Genomic DNA, 14,867 nt, shown 5'->3' with positions numbered 1-14,867 from the left:
CCTGTTATTTGCCGTGGGCGGTGTGGATGGCGACGATGTCCGACAGCAATGCGAAGGCCGTCTCGATACGCCCTGCCCCTGGCCCCGACACTGTGACAGCTCCCAGCAATTGGGTATTGAATGACACTGCATTCGTAGCACCGCAGATTCCGGCAAGAGGATGTGAGTTCAACAGTAACCGAGCTTCCACACTCGCTCGAACCGAGCCATCTGCTTCACGATTGGCGGAGCCGATCAGTTTCCAGCTCGCACCATTGGCACTTGCCAGGGCAATATCTTGCGCGCTGATCTTGCTGATACCCGAGCACGCTACATCGCTGACATTCAGTCGTGCATTGAGCAGTTCGTTGGCCAGGATCACCACCTTGAGGCGTACGTCAAACCCTTCCACATCGGCGGTTGGATCTGCCTCGGCGTAGCCGAGCTGTTGCGCTTGTACGACGGCATCGTTGAACGCCAGGCCGTCTTTCATCTGGGTGAGCACATAGTTGGAAGTGCCGTTCAGGATGCCTTCGAAGCCTTGCACGTTGGCGCCCGCCAAGGCCTGCTTCGCTAGACGAATCACCGGGGTGCCACTCATCACCGCCCCCTCGTATTCGAAAGCGACCTGGTTGCGACGGGCCAACGCTTTGAGCTCGGCACCGTGCAGCGCAATGGGCCCCTTATTAGTGGTCACTACATGAATGCCGCTTTCCAAGGCCCAGCGGCAAAAGGTAGTTGCAGGCTCGCCATCCACCGGATTGGTGAAAGTCGCCTCAGCGATGATGTCTGCACCGGAATGCTTGATCACGGTTTCGTTGAAGGCCTCAGCATTACCGCCAGGCAGTTGAGCGAGTGCGCCTTTCTCAATCGGTAGAGCGACCAACCGCTTTGCATCCAGACCGTCTTTAGCAACGATGGAGCCGAGGAACAGATCGGTGACACCGACAATTTTAATCGTGAAGCCCAGGGCCTCTTTCCACTCGGCATTATGATCGGCGACCAATTGGGCGAAGCCACGGTTCACGCCACCAAACCCTACCAAGGCAATTTTGTACTCAGTCATAAACGATGTTCCTTATTGATGTTGTTCGATAGGAACATCCTAAGAGCCGGGCTTTGGCAGTTGAATATGGCAGAGTGCTGTATTAGTTGGGCGTTTTGCCCAAGCACGATTTTGTCAAAACACCGCAGAAAGGACGAACGATGTCACGGTGTTTTCCACCCCTGGCATGGCCGCGATTTCCTTCCACACGAGATGGACACGTTCCGGTGTGGCTGCATTCACACGCAGCATTAAATCGAACTCACCACTGAGTACTTCACATTGCACGACTTCGGGAATGGAGCGCAGTGCAGTCAGTACTTCTTCGCCACGCATGCGGTCGTAGCGGTAGACAAAGATCACCGCGCTGATAAGCGACGCAGGCCGCCGCGACTCACCGAGCAGTACCGTATAGCCCTGGATCGCACCGTCGCGCTCAAGACGCTCGATGCGCTGGCGCACCGCATTGCGCGACAGGTTGATCTTGGCACCCAATTCAATATGGGCTATTCGCCCATTGGCGGTAAGTTCGGCCAGTATGCGTTCGTCCAACGGATCCAGAATGCGCTTCATGCAGGCCTCTGCTGTGCCAGACGAAGAGCCCGGCACAGACCGTCCAGATCGCCCTTGGCCAGGTACGGTGGTTGCGCGCGCACCTCGACAGAGCTCGGAACGCTTGCTTGCCAGACGCCCAATTCGGCCAGCAGCGCCGCTGACTTGGCCGGCTCAATTTGCCCGAAGGTGACCATCGGCGCGCCTAGGCTGCGTCGATGAAGCCTGCCGGCCAGTACACCGACAGCGGTGTGAGGATCGATGGCCGAGCCTGTCTCTCGGAACAGCTCGACTACTTCATCGCGTACCTGAGATTCGTCTACCGCATAGGAATCGAAGAGTACTCGGGCACGCAGCCATTGCTGGTTGCCGATGCTCATTTCTCCGCAACTTTCAAAATGCTCCATCAGCGCTTTTGTTGAGCAGCTATCGTGCTCGTAAATCTCCCAGATAAACCGCTCCACGTTGGAAAACAACGAGAAGTCCATCGCCGGCGACACTGTTCGATTAGTCATCCGGGTGGAGTAGCGATTGCAATGAAAAAACTGGTGCAGGGCATCATTGCTGTTGGTGGAAATGATCACCTGATTGATGGGTAGTCCCATTTTCTGCGCAATGTAACCGGCGTAGATCTCGGCCGAGCTGGCAGCTGGAACACTAAAGCCAACGGGACGAGAGCCACCGCCCAGTTGCAAGGCCGCGTGAAAGTAAAAAACGATCTGGGCCAGGACGCCGATCCAATTGGTCGAGTTGAAACAGACCGGCAACACTCCATCCAACGGCCACTCGCGCAAGAGTCGGGAGACCAGCGTCTGGCAATCATCGAAATTACCGTCAACCGGAAACAGCTGGACCCGCTGCGGGTCGGCTGCCTGCAAGGCATTGAGTTGCTCAGGTGCAAGCCCGTCGCGCGGATACAGTATCGCCATGCGGGCGGCTGGGCAGTCAGCAAAGGCTTCAAGCGCTGCGACGCCGGTATCACCGTTAGTTGCACCGACGACCAAGGCTTCTTTACCGACCTCCTCCAGAAAATGCTCGACCAGACGCGACTGCAATTGCGCAGCGAAATCCTTGGAAGAGCCGGTCGGGCCATGAAACAGCTGGAGTATCCACTCGTTGTGCCCGATTTGCTCAAGCGGCGTAATAGCGCGGTGCTTGAATTGTTGATAGCTGTCACTGAGCAAGGCACGCAGGGTGCTTTCGTCTATGGAAGAGCCAACAAAAGGTGAAATCACTCGCCAAACCAACTCATCAAACGGCAGCCACGACCAGCTAGCAATCTGTTTCTCGGTGAAGACAGGCAAACTGGCTGGGACATAGAGACCACCATTTTCGGCGAGCCCCGACAGAACCACACTGCGAAAATCAGCACGCATGTCGCCGCCGCGAGTGCTTACATAATGCATGACAACTCCAAATCAGTTTTACAAAAGGCGATGGGCTTGAGCCACCAGCCAAGTTGAAAAATTCGCGGCATCAGGCGATAGCACTTCGTTCTGTTCGTGCACCAGATAAAAGGATTCGCTTGCCTCGATTCGATGATTGAATGGCGCAACCAATTGCCCACTCTTAAGCAGATCCTCGACCACGGAAGACCGTGCCAGCGCAACGCCCTGCCCCAATTCGGCCATGCGGATCGTGGAGATCAGCGTGTCAAACTGAAGGCCACGGGAGTAGTCGACGTCGTCTGCTCCAACTCGCTTCAACCAGTAACCCCAACCTTCTTCGTACCCCAACACATGAAGCAGTGAATGGTTCATCAAGTCGCGAGGCTCATGTATGGGTGAGCTGGCCATGAGCGTTGGGGAGCAAACAGGCTGAAGGATGTCCCAAGTCAATCGCTGGGCGTGCAAGCCCGACCACTCACCGCATCCCCAGCGAATCTCCAGGTCATCCTCGCCGTCCGGTTCTTTCACCCAAATATTGCTGATATATCGAATATCAATCTGGGGATACTCCCGACAAAAATCTGCGAGTCGGGGGGCCAACCAATAGTGAAGAAAGGAAAGGCTGCCGCGCACCTTCAAATGTCTTCGATTGTGCTGGCCGAAAATCTCGTTCGTGCCGACGGCAAGCCGACTGATCGCGTCTTGTACGACAGGCAGGTACGACTGCCCTTCCTCGGTCAAGCCAAGCCCTCGAGGTAAGCGCTTGAACAGTGCCACGCCGAAGTGACTCTCTAACTGACGGATCTGCTGACTCACAGCCCCTTGAGTCAAATGGAGTTCTTGCGCCGCGTGGGTAAAGTTTAAACAACGCGCCGATACTTCGAATGCCCTCAACCAGTTCAAGGGTGGTAGTGACTTTTGACTCATCGGCGCAACCTCATCAGGACTTTATCTATGCTCAATCATTGCCTGAGAAATTCACGCGGTGCCAGAGGAATGAGCCGCTGTGGCTAAAGCCAACCGCTCTGCTCTCTTGTTCCGAGTGACCCAGTAGACGAAATAACACCACGCGATAAAGGGCAGTCCGAAGTAAAGCGCCACTCGCTGCTCAGGATCAAAAGCGATACCCACACAGGCCAGCAGGCAACACAACAGCGCACCGATAGGCACCCATGGATAGCCGCGTACACGGAAATGCAGGTCTTCAACTCGTCCGCCATTAGCAACGTATTGACGACGGAACGCGATCTGGCTGGCAGCAATGCTCATCCACACGACTACGACCGCCAGACCGGAGATGGACACCAAGGCCAAGTAAACCGTATCAGGGGCAAACACACTGCTGAGCAGTGAAGCCACTGCACCCGCCATACTAAGAACGATGGCGTTCACCGGGGTCCCCCGACTGGAGAGCCTGGCGTAGCGCTTAGGCATATGTCCTTGATCGCTCAATGTCCACAGCATGCGCGATGCGGCATACAGCCCCGAGTTAGCGGCGGAAATCAGTGCCGTGAGAATGACGAAGTTCATAATGTCGGCAGAGTACGGAATGCCAATCAGCTCAAACACCATGACAAACGGACTTTCTACGAGCCCCGCTTGTTCTCGTGGCAGTAACGTCGCAAGGACGAAAATGGTCCCCACGAAGAATAGCGCCAAACGTACCACTGTCGTGCGGATTGCCTTGGGCACGCTAGTGTGTGGATCTTGCGCTTCACCTGCTGCAATTCCGATCAGCTCAGTTCCGGAAAATGCGAAGGAAACAGCCAGGAGGGTCATAGCAATGGGTAGAAACCCAGTGGGGAAAAGCCCTTCACGTGTGAAGTTGGAAAGTCCCGCCCCCTGCAAATTATGTACTTGCAAAAGACCGAAAATTGCCGCTCCGCCGATCACAATGAACGTGATAACGGTCAGAACCTTAATCAGCGAAAGCCAAAATTCAGTCTCCGCAAACAACCGAACAGAGACAACATTGCTTAAGAAAACTGCAATGGCAAATAGCGCGCTCCAAATCCAGACCGGTGTATCAGGAAACCACCGAACCATCAGTATGCCCGCTGCTGTAAACTCTGAGCCGATAGCTACTGCCCAAGTGAGCCAGTAAAGCCAGGCCACTGTATAGCCTGTGCCTGGGCCCAGGTATCGCGTCGCGTAGCTACTGAAAGATCCGGTTTCTGGCATCTGTACAGCCAGCTCACCGAGACAGACCATGACTAAATACACCATCACTGCACCGATGATGTAGGCGATCACGGCGCCGAGTGGCCCTGCCTGATTAACCGTGTAACCGGAAGTAAGGAATAACCCCGTACCGATCACTCCGCCCAGTGCCAACATCACGATGTGGCGTGTTTGCATTTCCTTTTTGAAAAGCGAGTTTGGACCGGGCTGATTATCTTCGATATGCGTGGACATAGTTTTTATTCTCATGAAATGTGCGGACAAGCGTCCTTGTAACTGGCTGTTGGGCAGTACAATTTAGTTGTCGCTGGATTTTATTATTTTCATTCTTCATGAAGGGCTTAAGATGAATATCGAAAGTCCTGCCCGTACTCAGGCTCCGACCTCAAGTGAGCGTTGGGCACTGTCAGCGTGAAGGCTTGCATCACCGTGTTTACTTCGTACTAAAGCGAAAGCTTGTTTTAGGTCAGCCAATAAATCTGCTGAATCTTCAATACCTACGGACACTCGAACCAAACCTTCGGAAATTCCAAGTGCCTGACGTTCTTCCAAGGTATTTTCCACATGACTGGTCGTCCGAGCCGGCCCATAGATGGTCTCGACAGCGCCCAAATTACCCGCCCGATGCGCATATCTGAGCAGCGGGAGCAAACGAGTCACGGTGTCCATGCCCCCTTTCAGCACGAAACTGACGATGGCTCCGAATCCGTTCATTTGCGAACGAGCGATGTCATGACCTGGATGTTGAGGCAACCCTGGATAGTTCACAGACTCGACCAACGGTTCGGTACAGAGGTACTCGGCCAAAAGCTTCGCGCTCGCCTGTTGCTGGCGAAGACGCAGAGCCAGAGTCTTGATGCCTCGGATGATCAGATACGCCGAAAAAGGATCCAGCGAGGCACCATTGATTTCGCGGTAATGACGAACTTGAGACATCAAATGCTCGGCACCGCAAACCACACCGCCGAGTACATCACCATGACCGGACAGGAATTTGGTCGCGCTGTGCACAACCACATCAACGCCTAAAGCGAGCGGATTCTGATTCAGAGGCGTCGCGAATGTATTGTCCGCAACAACCAAAGCGCCCACTCGCTTCGCCGCTGCCACAAGACGCCGAATATCGACGATTTTCAGCGTTGGGTTCGTGGGTGTTTCCAGGTACAGGACGCTGCAGCCTTTAGCGATCTCCTGCTCAAGCGCCACAGTGTCGAGCGTATCGCAAAGGGTTACCTCCACGCCCATGCGTGGAAGAAACTCCTCGAAAATCTTGTTCGTACCGCCGTAGCTGTCACGTGTAGATATCACACGCTGAGCATTGGATAGGAAGGTGTGCAGTACACCGCTGATTGCGGCCATCCCCGTACTGAAAGCTACAGCCGACTCTGCGTTTTCGAGCTCGCAGAGTTTATCTTCCAAGACAGAGACAGTGGGATTGCTCATCCGGCTGTAAATGAAGCCCGGCTCCTTTCCCAATGCCACGTCATACCACTTATCGATATCGTCATAGCCATAGGCGGCACTGACCACGATGGGTGTCTGGGTCGCATTGTAGGGATGTTGAACCTGCTCTCCTCCCCATACGACTCGAGTCCCCATCCCGACCTCTGAAGCCTGGACGGCGCGCTTCTTACTTTCCATAAAATTGTCTCGCATCAAGGGAAACACAACCGTGTTCCAAGTGGGCTTGGGAGGACTATATGGAAAGCTCATGCTTGTGAAAAATCATGATATCCGGGAGTTAGGGGTGCTTTTTTTAATGGCCGGATGCGAGTTCCCATCATAGGCCTGCCGGCTGCCCATTACCGGCGCTATGATTATGAACAAGAGGTTGTGTCGTTCGATGAGGTCATGCAGGGCCGCACCAGGGTTTTGTACGTAACATTGCATAAGCCATGCGGTGGCCGGAATAATCCGGGACGCGACCGTATTATCGTGATCAAGGCGGTGAGTAATACAACATATCGGGAGTCCCATCATGAGCCATGACAAGAACAAAGCGCAGGCCCTGGATGACCTGGAGGAAGCGACAGATGACATACGCCGAACTGACAATCATGCCGAGCGCCTGGAAGCGTTGTACAAGGCTCAAGGCATGCTGTACATGCTATGGCGCATTGATTGGGTGAGCAGCGAAGACTTCGAAAAACTGAAACTCAAGCTTCTCCAAGCTGATGCGCAGGCAGTGCGGCAGCTAGAGGAGAAAGTGAAGCCCGCGTGAGCGCGAACAACGAATAGAAAGGTGTCCCGCCCGGCAATAGTCGCCACGCTGCCTACAGCCGACGACATAGCGGTGCTACGCCTGAACATCTAGGATCAGCATCATCGGCGTGGATCTGTTCAGCGACAGTCCGCTGGGTGGCGCGCTGTACGCCTCCGACCTCAGTGAAACCTGGCACCAGTACTATGCCAATCTGCACTTCAAACAGTCCGGCGTATTGCTCGACGCCAACCTCTATCACACCCGGGATTCCGGTCAGGCACTGGCCGGAAAAATCGATAACACCGCTTTCAGTCTCTCAGGCAAATACACCTTCGGTCCGCATGCGGTGATGCTTGGCTGGCAACGGATCAACGGCGACACGCCGTTCGATTTCGTCGACGGTGACYCGATCTATCTGGCCAACTCGATCAAATACGCTGACTTCAACGGCGCCCACGAGCGCTCATGGCAAGCCCGTTATGATCTGGATCTCGGTGCGTTCGGCATTCCCGGTCTGAATTTCATGACCCGCTACGTTTCCGGCAGCCACATTGACGGCACCCACGCGCCCAAGGGTGGCGCCTATAACCCGTTCGACGCGGGCAGCGGCGAGTACCAGCCACAACAAGGCGCCGGCTGCCGTCACTGGGAACGCGATATCGACCTGCGCTACATCGTCCAGTCCGGTGCGGCCAAGGATCTTTCGGTGCAACTGTCCCACGTCTCGCACCGGGCCAACAGCGCTCAGGCGGGCAATGACATTGACTGGATCTACGTGGTGATTCAGTACCCGCTGAAGTTTTGAATGCAGAAATCTGGCGGAAGGCAGCCGTTCACGAGTCTTGACCGGGGAAATGAATCGCCCCGATCAATTGGTTGCAAGCCGAGCCACATCCCCGGATGAAACGAGCGCCTTCAGCGATACATCAAACTGCTTCAGCGCATTCAATTGCAGCTCGGTTTGCTTGTCGATCTGCGCAGCAATCTCTGGCGCTGCTTTGCCATGAACCCAGACCGAAGGCATTTGTTGTTCACGCGAGCCTTCGGCCTGGCCGATGTATTGCAGGTTCGAGTCGTAGAACTTGGCCATGAATCGCGCTTCAACCTGGTTGTTGCGCTTGGACACCAGACGGCTGTAGGTGTCCAGCATCACGACCACGTCAGGATGGGCTTGTACCAGTGCATCGAGGTTGTCGTAGACGGTCACCGAGGCGAACTCTTTCTGTAGCGAACCCATGAGCCAGTTGATCGCGAGTTTCGGATCGGAGCTGTTGACGAACGCGTTGCTGATGCGCGAGTCGAGCGCAGGGTTCTTCGCGCCGTTCAGCGCTACCGAATGGTACTGCTCCAGGTATTCGAGGGTGTTGAGGGTGTTTTCGCTGTAGAGCACACCCACCGATTGAGCGTGCTGCAGGCCGATGGTGCTGTCGACCACGGGTAAAAAGTGGCAGGACTGTTCCGCCGCGTAGGTCGGTGCTGTGGCGGCTACACTGCCGGTCAAAACGGCGACAAGTGCCAGCAAGGTAGAAATTCTCATCGCACAGTTCCTTCAGAAGCGGCTTCGGTATGGCGCCATCTTCCTCCTTTGCCGGAAAAACAGAACTTGCATTCCTTGATGACAACTATCGACTGAACGAATGGTAGGAAGCCTATGAGCTACAGTTGTGATGACCGTGGCCAGGCYATACCTCACCTGTCGGTATCGTTTGTCATCAAATGCCAAGTCGCTGACGCTCAATGAAAAGCCGTCGTTTTGCGCGTGACGATACTGGCTTGCTGGTCGAAGTCGGTCAGTTAATGGAAAAACCACTACGCATTACATCGGATACCTCTCCTCCCCCATCGCTGCATCTGGGGGTGCTGTCAGATACATCTCAGTAAAAAAACAAAGAGAGAACAGCATGAAGTTCAGTCTTGTTGATAACGGCAACCCGAGTCGCCGGCGCGTTTTACGCGATGCCTTCGCCCTGGCTTTGGCAGCTTCGCCATTGGCTAACCTTGCCAAGGCAGCCGACGAAACACCGGAAGAAGTGACCTTTGCTGCCGGGCCGCGACCGCTGGTGCAATACCCGCAAAAACGTCCGTTGACCCTGGTAACCACCCGCCCGCCGCACCTTGAGACGCCATTCCCCGTCTTCAACGAAGGGCCCATCACACCGAATGACGCGTTTTTTGTGCGCTACCATCTGGCCAATATCCCGACCAGCATCGATTCGGACAGTTACCGCCTGACGATCAAGGGTTCGGTCAACACACCGCTGTCGCTTTCCCTTGCAGAACTCAAGGCTCTGGCCGAACCGGTAGAAGTGGTGGCCGTCAATCAATGTTCGGGTAACAGCCGCGGCTTCTCGATGCCACGTGTGTTCGGCGCTCAGTTGGGCAATGGCTCAATGGGTAATGCCCGCTGGGTGGGAATACCGCTCAAGGTGGTATTGGAAAAGGCCGGGGTGAAAGCCGACGCCAGGCAAGTGACATTCCGTGGGCTCGACAAGCCAGTGCTCCCGAGCACGCCGGAGTACATCAAAGCCCTGGACATCAGCCATGCCATGGACGGCGAGCCCATGATCGCCTGGTCGATGAACGGTGCCGACCTGCCATTCCTAAATGGTTACCCGATACGTCTGGTGGTGCCAGGCTATTTCGGTACGTACTGGGTCAAGCACCTGAGTGAGATCGAAGTCGTCGACCATACCTACGACGGTTTCTTCATGGCTAAAGGTTACCGGGTTCCGGATAACGATTGTTTCTGCATCGCCCCCGGCACCACTGCGGCGCAAACGGCGCCAATTTCCAGGTTGCCGGTACGCAGCTTCATCACCAGCGTCAAACACGGCGATGTGTTGCCACTGAAAAAAAGCGTGGTGCTCAAGGGCATTGCGTTCGACGGTGGCGTTGGGGTCAACAAGGTGGAAGTGTCGATCGACGGCGGAAAAAGTTGGCGTGAAGCCAAGCTTGGGCAGGACCTTGGCCGTTTCTCCTTCCGTGAGTGGACACTGCCGATCACCTTTACCAGCAAGGGCGCCACACAATTGATGGTGCGAGCCAGCAACAGTGCGGGCGAGACGCAGCCGTTGCGAGCCGACTGGAACCCCGGTGGCTACCGCCGCCACGTCGTAGAAACCAGCCACGTGACTGTCGCCTGAGGGGCCCCGCATGAAACGCATGACCACCTTGCTCTGCGCAGTTCAGGTTTGTTTAGCGACCCTGGCTAACGCAGCGCCACTGTCGATCACCTTGCCGCCCGAAACGGCGGTGTTCAAACCCAGTGCCCTGCCCGGCTACCCATTGGCTCAACAGAAGTGCTCCACCTGCCATTCTGCCGACTACATCAACTTCCAGCCTCCCGGCATGAGCCTGGCCCAGTGGACTGGGGAAGCGAGCAAGATGCAGCACGTGTATGGTGCTCCGATCAGCGATCAGGATGTGAGCATCATCGGCGCCTACCTTGCGGTGACCTACGGCAGTGCCCATGCAAGCGATGCCGATGTGCAGGCAGCCTCGAACCTATCGGCAGGCCAGACCCCGGTGGCGCCTGCAGCCAAAGTCGACGCCATGGCCTTGCTGCAGAGCAACTCCTGTCTGAGCTGCCACGCGACCGATCATAAGGTTGTAGGCCCGGCCTATCACGATGTAGCCGCAAAGTATGCCAATGACCCGCAGGCACTGGCCAAGGTAACGTCCAGCATTCAGCAAGGCGGTACCGGCAAATGGGGGAATATCCCGATGCCGCCATTCACGCAGTTAAGCCCGGACGATCTGCACACCCTGGCGACTTTCGTACTGCGTCAGTGAGCTCACTTCCAACTCGGTGAGGTATCAGCGACTGATTAGCCTCACCAAACGATCGGGCCAGACGGGCCTAATGCGAAATGATCCCGTGGTCCATCGCGTACTTGACCAAGGCCGCGGGCTTGTCGATGTTGAGTTTGCGACGAATGCTCAAACGATGGGTTTCCACCGTCCGAACGCTGATGTCCAGCTCGCGGGCCATTTCCTTGTTGTTCATTCCCTGAACCATCTTGCGCAGCACTTGACTCTCGCGCGGCGTCAGCTCGTTCTCGGTGTTCTTGTCGGCGATGAGCCTCTGTGCGATCTCTGCACTGTAAAACGTTCCGCCGCTGGCAATCGCTTCAATGGCCGCAATGATTTCCCGTGAAGGTGCGTTCTTCAGCACATAGCCGCTGGCGCCAGAACGAACAGACTCGCTCACGTACTCATAGTTGTCGTACATGCTGAGTACCAGAATCTTGAGCAACGGATATTGCTTGCTCAACACCCGGGTCAGCTCAAGTCCGTTCATGTCCTTCAGACTGATGTCGACGAGTAACAGGTCCGGCTGACAGAGCCTCACCATCTCGATCGCTTCGGCACCACTCTCGGCTTCCCCCACCACTTCCAGGGGAGACATGACCGCCAGCAGCGCCTTGATCCCGTCACGGACCAGGGAATGATCGTCGACCAGGGCGACGCGGATCGGGTAGGACAGGTTCATCAGGGGCATTCACTCTTGTTGTTATTGGCTGAGTCAGTGTTTAGGACCGGGCATTTTCATGGGCAGCAGAACGTCCAGCACACTTCTTCCCGGCGTCGATGCAAGCTCGAATCGCCCACCAAAATGCTCGACCCGTTCGCGGATGTTCCGCAGCCCTATACCGGAGTGGCGGCGTTCGACTTGAGCGACGTTGAAACCGACACCGTCATCGACCACCGTCAGCCGTATGGACTCTTCGGACCCGTGCAGGGTAACGGATACGTTTTGCGCCTGGGCATGTCGTTCGATGTTAGTCAGGCCTTCTTGCACAATGCGAAACAACGAGACCGCTGCCCCATCGACCAGATGACACTCGAATTCATTGTTGATGTAGGTCACCACCAATCCGCTACGTTGCTCGAACTCCGTGGCGAGTTGACCGATTGCTGCTGACAGCCCCAGCGTGTCGAGCAGCGACGAGCGCAGGTCGTGAGAAAGGCTGCGAACCTCGCCAATCGCGTCTCCCAGGCGCTCCGTGGCTTCCCTTAAAATGCTCAAGCCCCTGTCTTGTCCACTCTCCAGCACATGGCTGGCCAGTTCGAACTGAAACTTGATGGACACCAGTACCTGGCTGATACCGTCGTGCAGTTCACGGGAAACCCGTGATCGCTCTTCTTCTTGCAAACTGACGATACGCTGGGTCAACCGCTGGAGTTTTTTGTCGGCCAGACGATGTTCGCTGACGTTCAGCGTCATGCCGCTGGCGAAGACCAACAGCACTGCCACGAGGGCTACGATGGCAATGGCGAGCATCGTTTTGCGGATGCCCTGAGCCACCTCGTCACGCGCCTGCTGTGTGGCGCGCTCAACGTCCTCGAGGTAGATGCCGGTACCGAGCATCCAGCCCCAACGATCCAGCATCACGACATAGGCGAGTTTATCGGTCACTTGGCCGGACGAGGGTTTGTTCCAGGCGTAGCGTTGAAAGCCCTCCCCTGACTCCGCACTTTTCAGCAACGCCTGGATCACCGGCAGACCGTGCGGGTCCTTCATGTCCCACAGGTATTTGCCCACCAGTTCCGACTGTCGCGAGTGCATCAGGCTACGGCCCTGGCGGTCGTAGACGAAGAAGTAGCCATTGATACCGAAGCTGAGCTTGCGCAGCTCTTCCAGCACTTGTTGCTGTGCGCGCGCGTCACCCTTGCCGTTGTCGTATAGCGGCGCGATCAGGCTTTGCGCCATTTCGACGTAGTTTTTCAGTTCTGCACGCTTGCTGGCCAGAATGCTGTCTTCGATCAGTTGCGCCTGCTGGTCCCCAAGCTGTCGGTTCAGGGAAATCACCAGCGCGCAGATGACGGCAATCGCCAACACCAGCGGCAGAATCCCGAGCGCGACGATTTTATGTTTGAGCTGCATCTCTGCTCCTGACCGGACCGAGGGAAAGCGAAGGCCCGGCATCATATGCCAAAGATACGCGCGTCCAGTAGCGGCGCTGGACGGAATGACCTGCGGCTCAGTAAATGCAAAACCTGTGGGAGCGAGCCTGCTCCGGGCGGCGTTCCGACGATGACTGAATAACATTCAACATTGATGTTGGCTGTCGTACCGCTATCGCGAGCAGGCTCGCACCCACAAGGAGATCAGCGTCATCTACGTAGAACTACGCAGACGCTGCGTACGTAGTAACGCGGATTTATTTGTAGACGGCATGCGTGGATATTGGGCCAGCTCCGCATAGCGGACACAATTATAAAAATTACCGCCGCAGTCTACTGGCTGTCGGCAGGAGACACGCAATGACCCGTCTGGCTAAACACCTCGCCTGGTTTGCCGTGGCTGTCCTGGGAGCTTTTGCGCTGAGTGTCGTGGCCCTGCGCCGCGGCGAAGCCATCAACGCCCTCTGGATCGTAGTCGCAGCAGTCGCTATCTATCTTGTCGCTTACCGTTATTACAGCCTGTTTATCGCCAATAAGGTGATGCAGCTCGATCCCGGTCGGGCCACCCCCGCCGTCGTCAACAACGACGGTCTGGACTACGTGCCCACCAACAAACACATTCTTTTCGGTCACCACTTCGCGGCCATCGCGGGTGCTGGTCCGCTGGTCGGTCCAGTGTTGGCGGCGCAAATGGGTTACCTGCCCGGTACGCTCTGGCTGATCGCCGGCGTGGTATTGGCCGGTGCCGTTCAAGACTTCATGGTCCTGTTCATGTCGACCCGCCGCAACGGTCGCTCCCTGGGCGACATGGTCCGTGAAGAAATGGGCCGCATCCCCGGGACCATCGCGCTGTTCGGCTGCTTCCTGATCATGATCATCATCCTCGCGGTGCTGGCGCTGATCGTGGTCAAGGCCCTGGCTGATAGCCCGTGGGGCATGTTTACGGTGATGGCGACCATCCCGATCGCGATGTTCATGGGCGTGTACATGCGCTACATCCGTCCGGGCCGCATCGGTGAGATTTCCATCGTCGGCGTGCTGCTGTTGCTCGGCTCGATCTGGCTGGGCGGGCAGATTGCTGCGGATCCGGTCTGGGCCAAAGCCTTTACCTTCACCGGGGTGCAGATCACCTGGATGCTGATCGGCTACGGTTTCGTTGCGGCGGTACTGCCAGTCTGGCTGATCCTGGCGCCGCGCGACTACCTGTCGACCTTCCTCAAGATCGGCACCATCATGGCCCTGGCGATCGGCATCCTGATCACCATGCCCGTGCTGAAAATGCCGGCACTGACCCAGTTCATCGATGGCACCGGACCAGTCTGGAAAGGCGGGTTGTTTCCGTTCCTGTTCATCACCATCGCTTGCGGTGCAGTCTCGGGTTTCCATGCGCTGATTGCTTCCGGGACCACCCCGAAACTGTTGGCCAGTGAAGGTCATGCCCGTTACATCGGTTACGGCGGCATGCTGATGGAGTCCTTCGTGGCCATCATGGCGATGGTGGCGGCGTCGGTGATCGAACCGGGCGTCTACTTCGCGATGAACAGCCCGGCGGCGATCGTCGGCGGTGAAGTGATGCAAGTCGCGCAAACCGTCAGCAGTTGGGGCTTTGCGA

At 56.3% G+C, this 14,867-nt stretch carries 13 protein-coding genes and 1 pseudogene; 5 read left to right on the top strand and 9 right to left on the bottom strand.

Annotation, left to right across the window (positions count from 1 at the left end; all coding sequences use genetic code 11):
- Window positions 1-4 precede the first annotated feature (4 nt).
- The 6 genes from AC1DIH_RS25385 to AC1DIH_RS25360 form a co-directional block, all read right to left on the bottom strand.
- A complete protein-coding gene (locus AC1DIH_RS25385; protein WP_477773715.1) occupies window positions 5-1,045 on the bottom strand; it encodes a homoserine dehydrogenase in 1,041 nt (346 codons plus the stop codon).
- A gap of 114 nt (window positions 1,046-1,159) precedes the next feature.
- A complete protein-coding gene (locus AC1DIH_RS25380; protein WP_427533144.1) occupies window positions 1,160-1,597 on the bottom strand; it encodes an Lrp/AsnC family transcriptional regulator in 438 nt (145 codons plus the stop codon).
- Window positions 1,594-2,982: a threonine synthase gene (gene thrC, locus AC1DIH_RS25375; protein ID WP_477773714.1), complete on the bottom strand. Its 1,389-nt coding sequence runs from the start codon at window positions 2,980-2,982 to the stop codon at window positions 1,594-1,596. The genes AC1DIH_RS25380 and thrC overlap by 4 nt, the downstream gene beginning before the upstream one ends.
- An 18-nt stretch (window positions 2,983-3,000) precedes the next feature.
- Window positions 3,001-3,891, bottom strand: a complete 891-nt coding sequence (locus tag AC1DIH_RS25370; protein ID WP_477773713.1) for a LysR substrate-binding domain-containing protein — start codon at window positions 3,889-3,891, stop codon at window positions 3,001-3,003.
- A 51-nt stretch (window positions 3,892-3,942) separates the two neighbouring features.
- Window positions 3,943-5,379: an amino acid permease gene (locus tag AC1DIH_RS25365; RefSeq protein ID WP_477773712.1), complete on the bottom strand. Its 1,437-nt coding sequence runs from the start codon at window positions 5,377-5,379 to the stop codon at window positions 3,943-3,945.
- A gap of 138 nt (window positions 5,380-5,517) precedes the next feature.
- A complete protein-coding gene (locus tag AC1DIH_RS25360) occupies window positions 5,518-6,786 on the bottom strand; it encodes a cystathionine gamma-synthase family protein (protein ID WP_477773711.1) in 1,269 nt (422 codons plus the stop codon).
- Between the two features lie 337 nt (window positions 6,787-7,123).
- Here AC1DIH_RS25360 and AC1DIH_RS25355 point away from each other — a divergent pair, with 337 nt between their 5' ends.
- Together AC1DIH_RS25355 and AC1DIH_RS25350 are read left to right on the top strand one after the other, a co-directional pair.
- A complete protein-coding gene (locus AC1DIH_RS25355) occupies window positions 7,124-7,366 on the top strand; it encodes a hypothetical protein (protein ID WP_477773710.1) in 243 nt (80 codons plus the stop codon).
- Between the two features lie 94 nt (window positions 7,367-7,460).
- A pseudogene (locus tag AC1DIH_RS25350) lies at window positions 7,461-8,153 on the top strand (OprD family outer membrane porin); the annotation flags it as partial.
- Window positions 8,154-8,216: 63 nt separating this feature from the next.
- On the opposite strand, the gene AC1DIH_RS25345 reads toward AC1DIH_RS25350, so the two are convergent.
- Window positions 8,217-8,885 carry an ATPase gene (locus tag AC1DIH_RS25345; protein ID WP_477773709.1) on the bottom strand — a complete coding sequence of 223 codons (669 nt, stop codon included), beginning with the start codon at window positions 8,883-8,885 and terminating at the stop codon, window positions 8,217-8,219.
- Window positions 8,886-9,249: 364 nt separating this feature from the next.
- Between AC1DIH_RS25345 and sorA the strand changes: the two genes are divergently transcribed.
- Together sorA and sorB are read left to right on the top strand one after the other, a co-directional pair.
- Window positions 9,250-10,491, top strand: a complete 1,242-nt coding sequence (gene sorA / locus AC1DIH_RS25340) for a SorA family sulfite dehydrogenase catalytic subunit (RefSeq protein WP_477773708.1) — start codon at window positions 9,250-9,252, stop codon at window positions 10,489-10,491.
- A 10-nt stretch (window positions 10,492-10,501) separates the two neighbouring features.
- Window positions 10,502-11,140 (top strand): SorB family sulfite dehydrogenase c-type cytochrome subunit, encoded by a 639-nt coding sequence (sorB, locus tag AC1DIH_RS25335; RefSeq protein ID WP_477773707.1) that lies wholly within the window; start codon window positions 10,502-10,504, stop codon window positions 11,138-11,140.
- A 67-nt stretch (window positions 11,141-11,207) separates the two neighbouring features.
- On the opposite strand, the gene AC1DIH_RS25330 is transcribed toward sorB, so the two are convergent.
- Both AC1DIH_RS25330 and AC1DIH_RS25325 read right to left on the bottom strand, forming a co-directional pair.
- Window positions 11,208-11,840, bottom strand: a complete 633-nt coding sequence (locus AC1DIH_RS25330; RefSeq protein ID WP_427534317.1) for a response regulator — start codon at window positions 11,838-11,840, stop codon at window positions 11,208-11,210.
- Between the two features lie 33 nt (window positions 11,841-11,873).
- Window positions 11,874-13,235, bottom strand: a complete 1,362-nt coding sequence (locus AC1DIH_RS25325; RefSeq protein WP_477773706.1) for a cache domain-containing protein — start codon at window positions 13,233-13,235, stop codon at window positions 11,874-11,876.
- 380 nt (window positions 13,236-13,615) lie between these two features.
- Here AC1DIH_RS25325 and AC1DIH_RS25320 point away from each other — a divergent pair.
- The coding region (locus AC1DIH_RS25320; protein ID WP_477773705.1) for a carbon starvation CstA family protein at window positions 13,616-14,867 on the top strand (1,252 nt) is incomplete at its 3' end.

The sequence above is a fragment of the Pseudomonas sp. 05N36 genome (assembly GCF_056397385.1).
Note: the sequence above shows the minus strand (reverse complement) of the source record. Positions and strands in the feature narration are given on the sequence as shown.

Bases quoted from the DNA above. Each gene is read 5' to 3' on its own strand.
- AC1DIH_RS25380 (WP_427533144.1), bottom strand. From the start codon at position 1,597: ATGAAGCGCATTCTGGATCCGTTGGACGAACGCATACTGGCCGAACTT.
- AC1DIH_RS25345 (WP_477773709.1), bottom strand. From the start codon at position 8,885: ATGAGAATTTCTACCTTGCTGGCACTTGTCGCCGTTTTGACCGGCAGT.
- AC1DIH_RS25385 (WP_477773715.1), bottom strand. From the start codon at position 1,045: ATGACTGAGTACAAAATTGCCTTGGTAGGGTTTGGTGGCGTGAACCGT.
- AC1DIH_RS25360 (WP_477773711.1), bottom strand. From the start codon at position 6,786: ATGGAAAGTAAGAAGCGCGCCGTCCAGGCTTCAGAGGTCGGGATGGGG.
- AC1DIH_RS25330 (WP_427534317.1), bottom strand. From the start codon at position 11,840: ATGAACCTGTCCTACCCGATCCGCGTCGCCCTGGTCGACGATCATTCC.
- AC1DIH_RS25370 (WP_477773713.1), bottom strand. From the start codon at position 3,891: ATGAGTCAAAAGTCACTACCACCCTTGAACTGGTTGAGGGCATTCGAA.
- AC1DIH_RS25355 (WP_477773710.1), top strand. From the start codon at position 7,124: ATGAGCCATGACAAGAACAAAGCGCAGGCCCTGGATGACCTGGAGGAA.
- AC1DIH_RS25365 (WP_477773712.1), bottom strand. From the start codon at position 5,379: ATGTCCACGCATATCGAAGATAATCAGCCCGGTCCAAACTCGCTTTTC.
- sorB (WP_477773707.1), top strand. From the start codon at position 10,502: ATGAAACGCATGACCACCTTGCTCTGCGCAGTTCAGGTTTGTTTAGCG.
- thrC (WP_477773714.1), bottom strand. From the start codon at position 2,982: ATGCATTATGTAAGCACTCGCGGCGGCGACATGCGTGCTGATTTTCGC.
- AC1DIH_RS25325 (WP_477773706.1), bottom strand. From the start codon at position 13,235: ATGCAGCTCAAACATAAAATCGTCGCGCTCGGGATTCTGCCGCTGGTG.
- sorA (WP_477773708.1), top strand. From the start codon at position 9,250: ATGAAGTTCAGTCTTGTTGATAACGGCAACCCGAGTCGCCGGCGCGTT.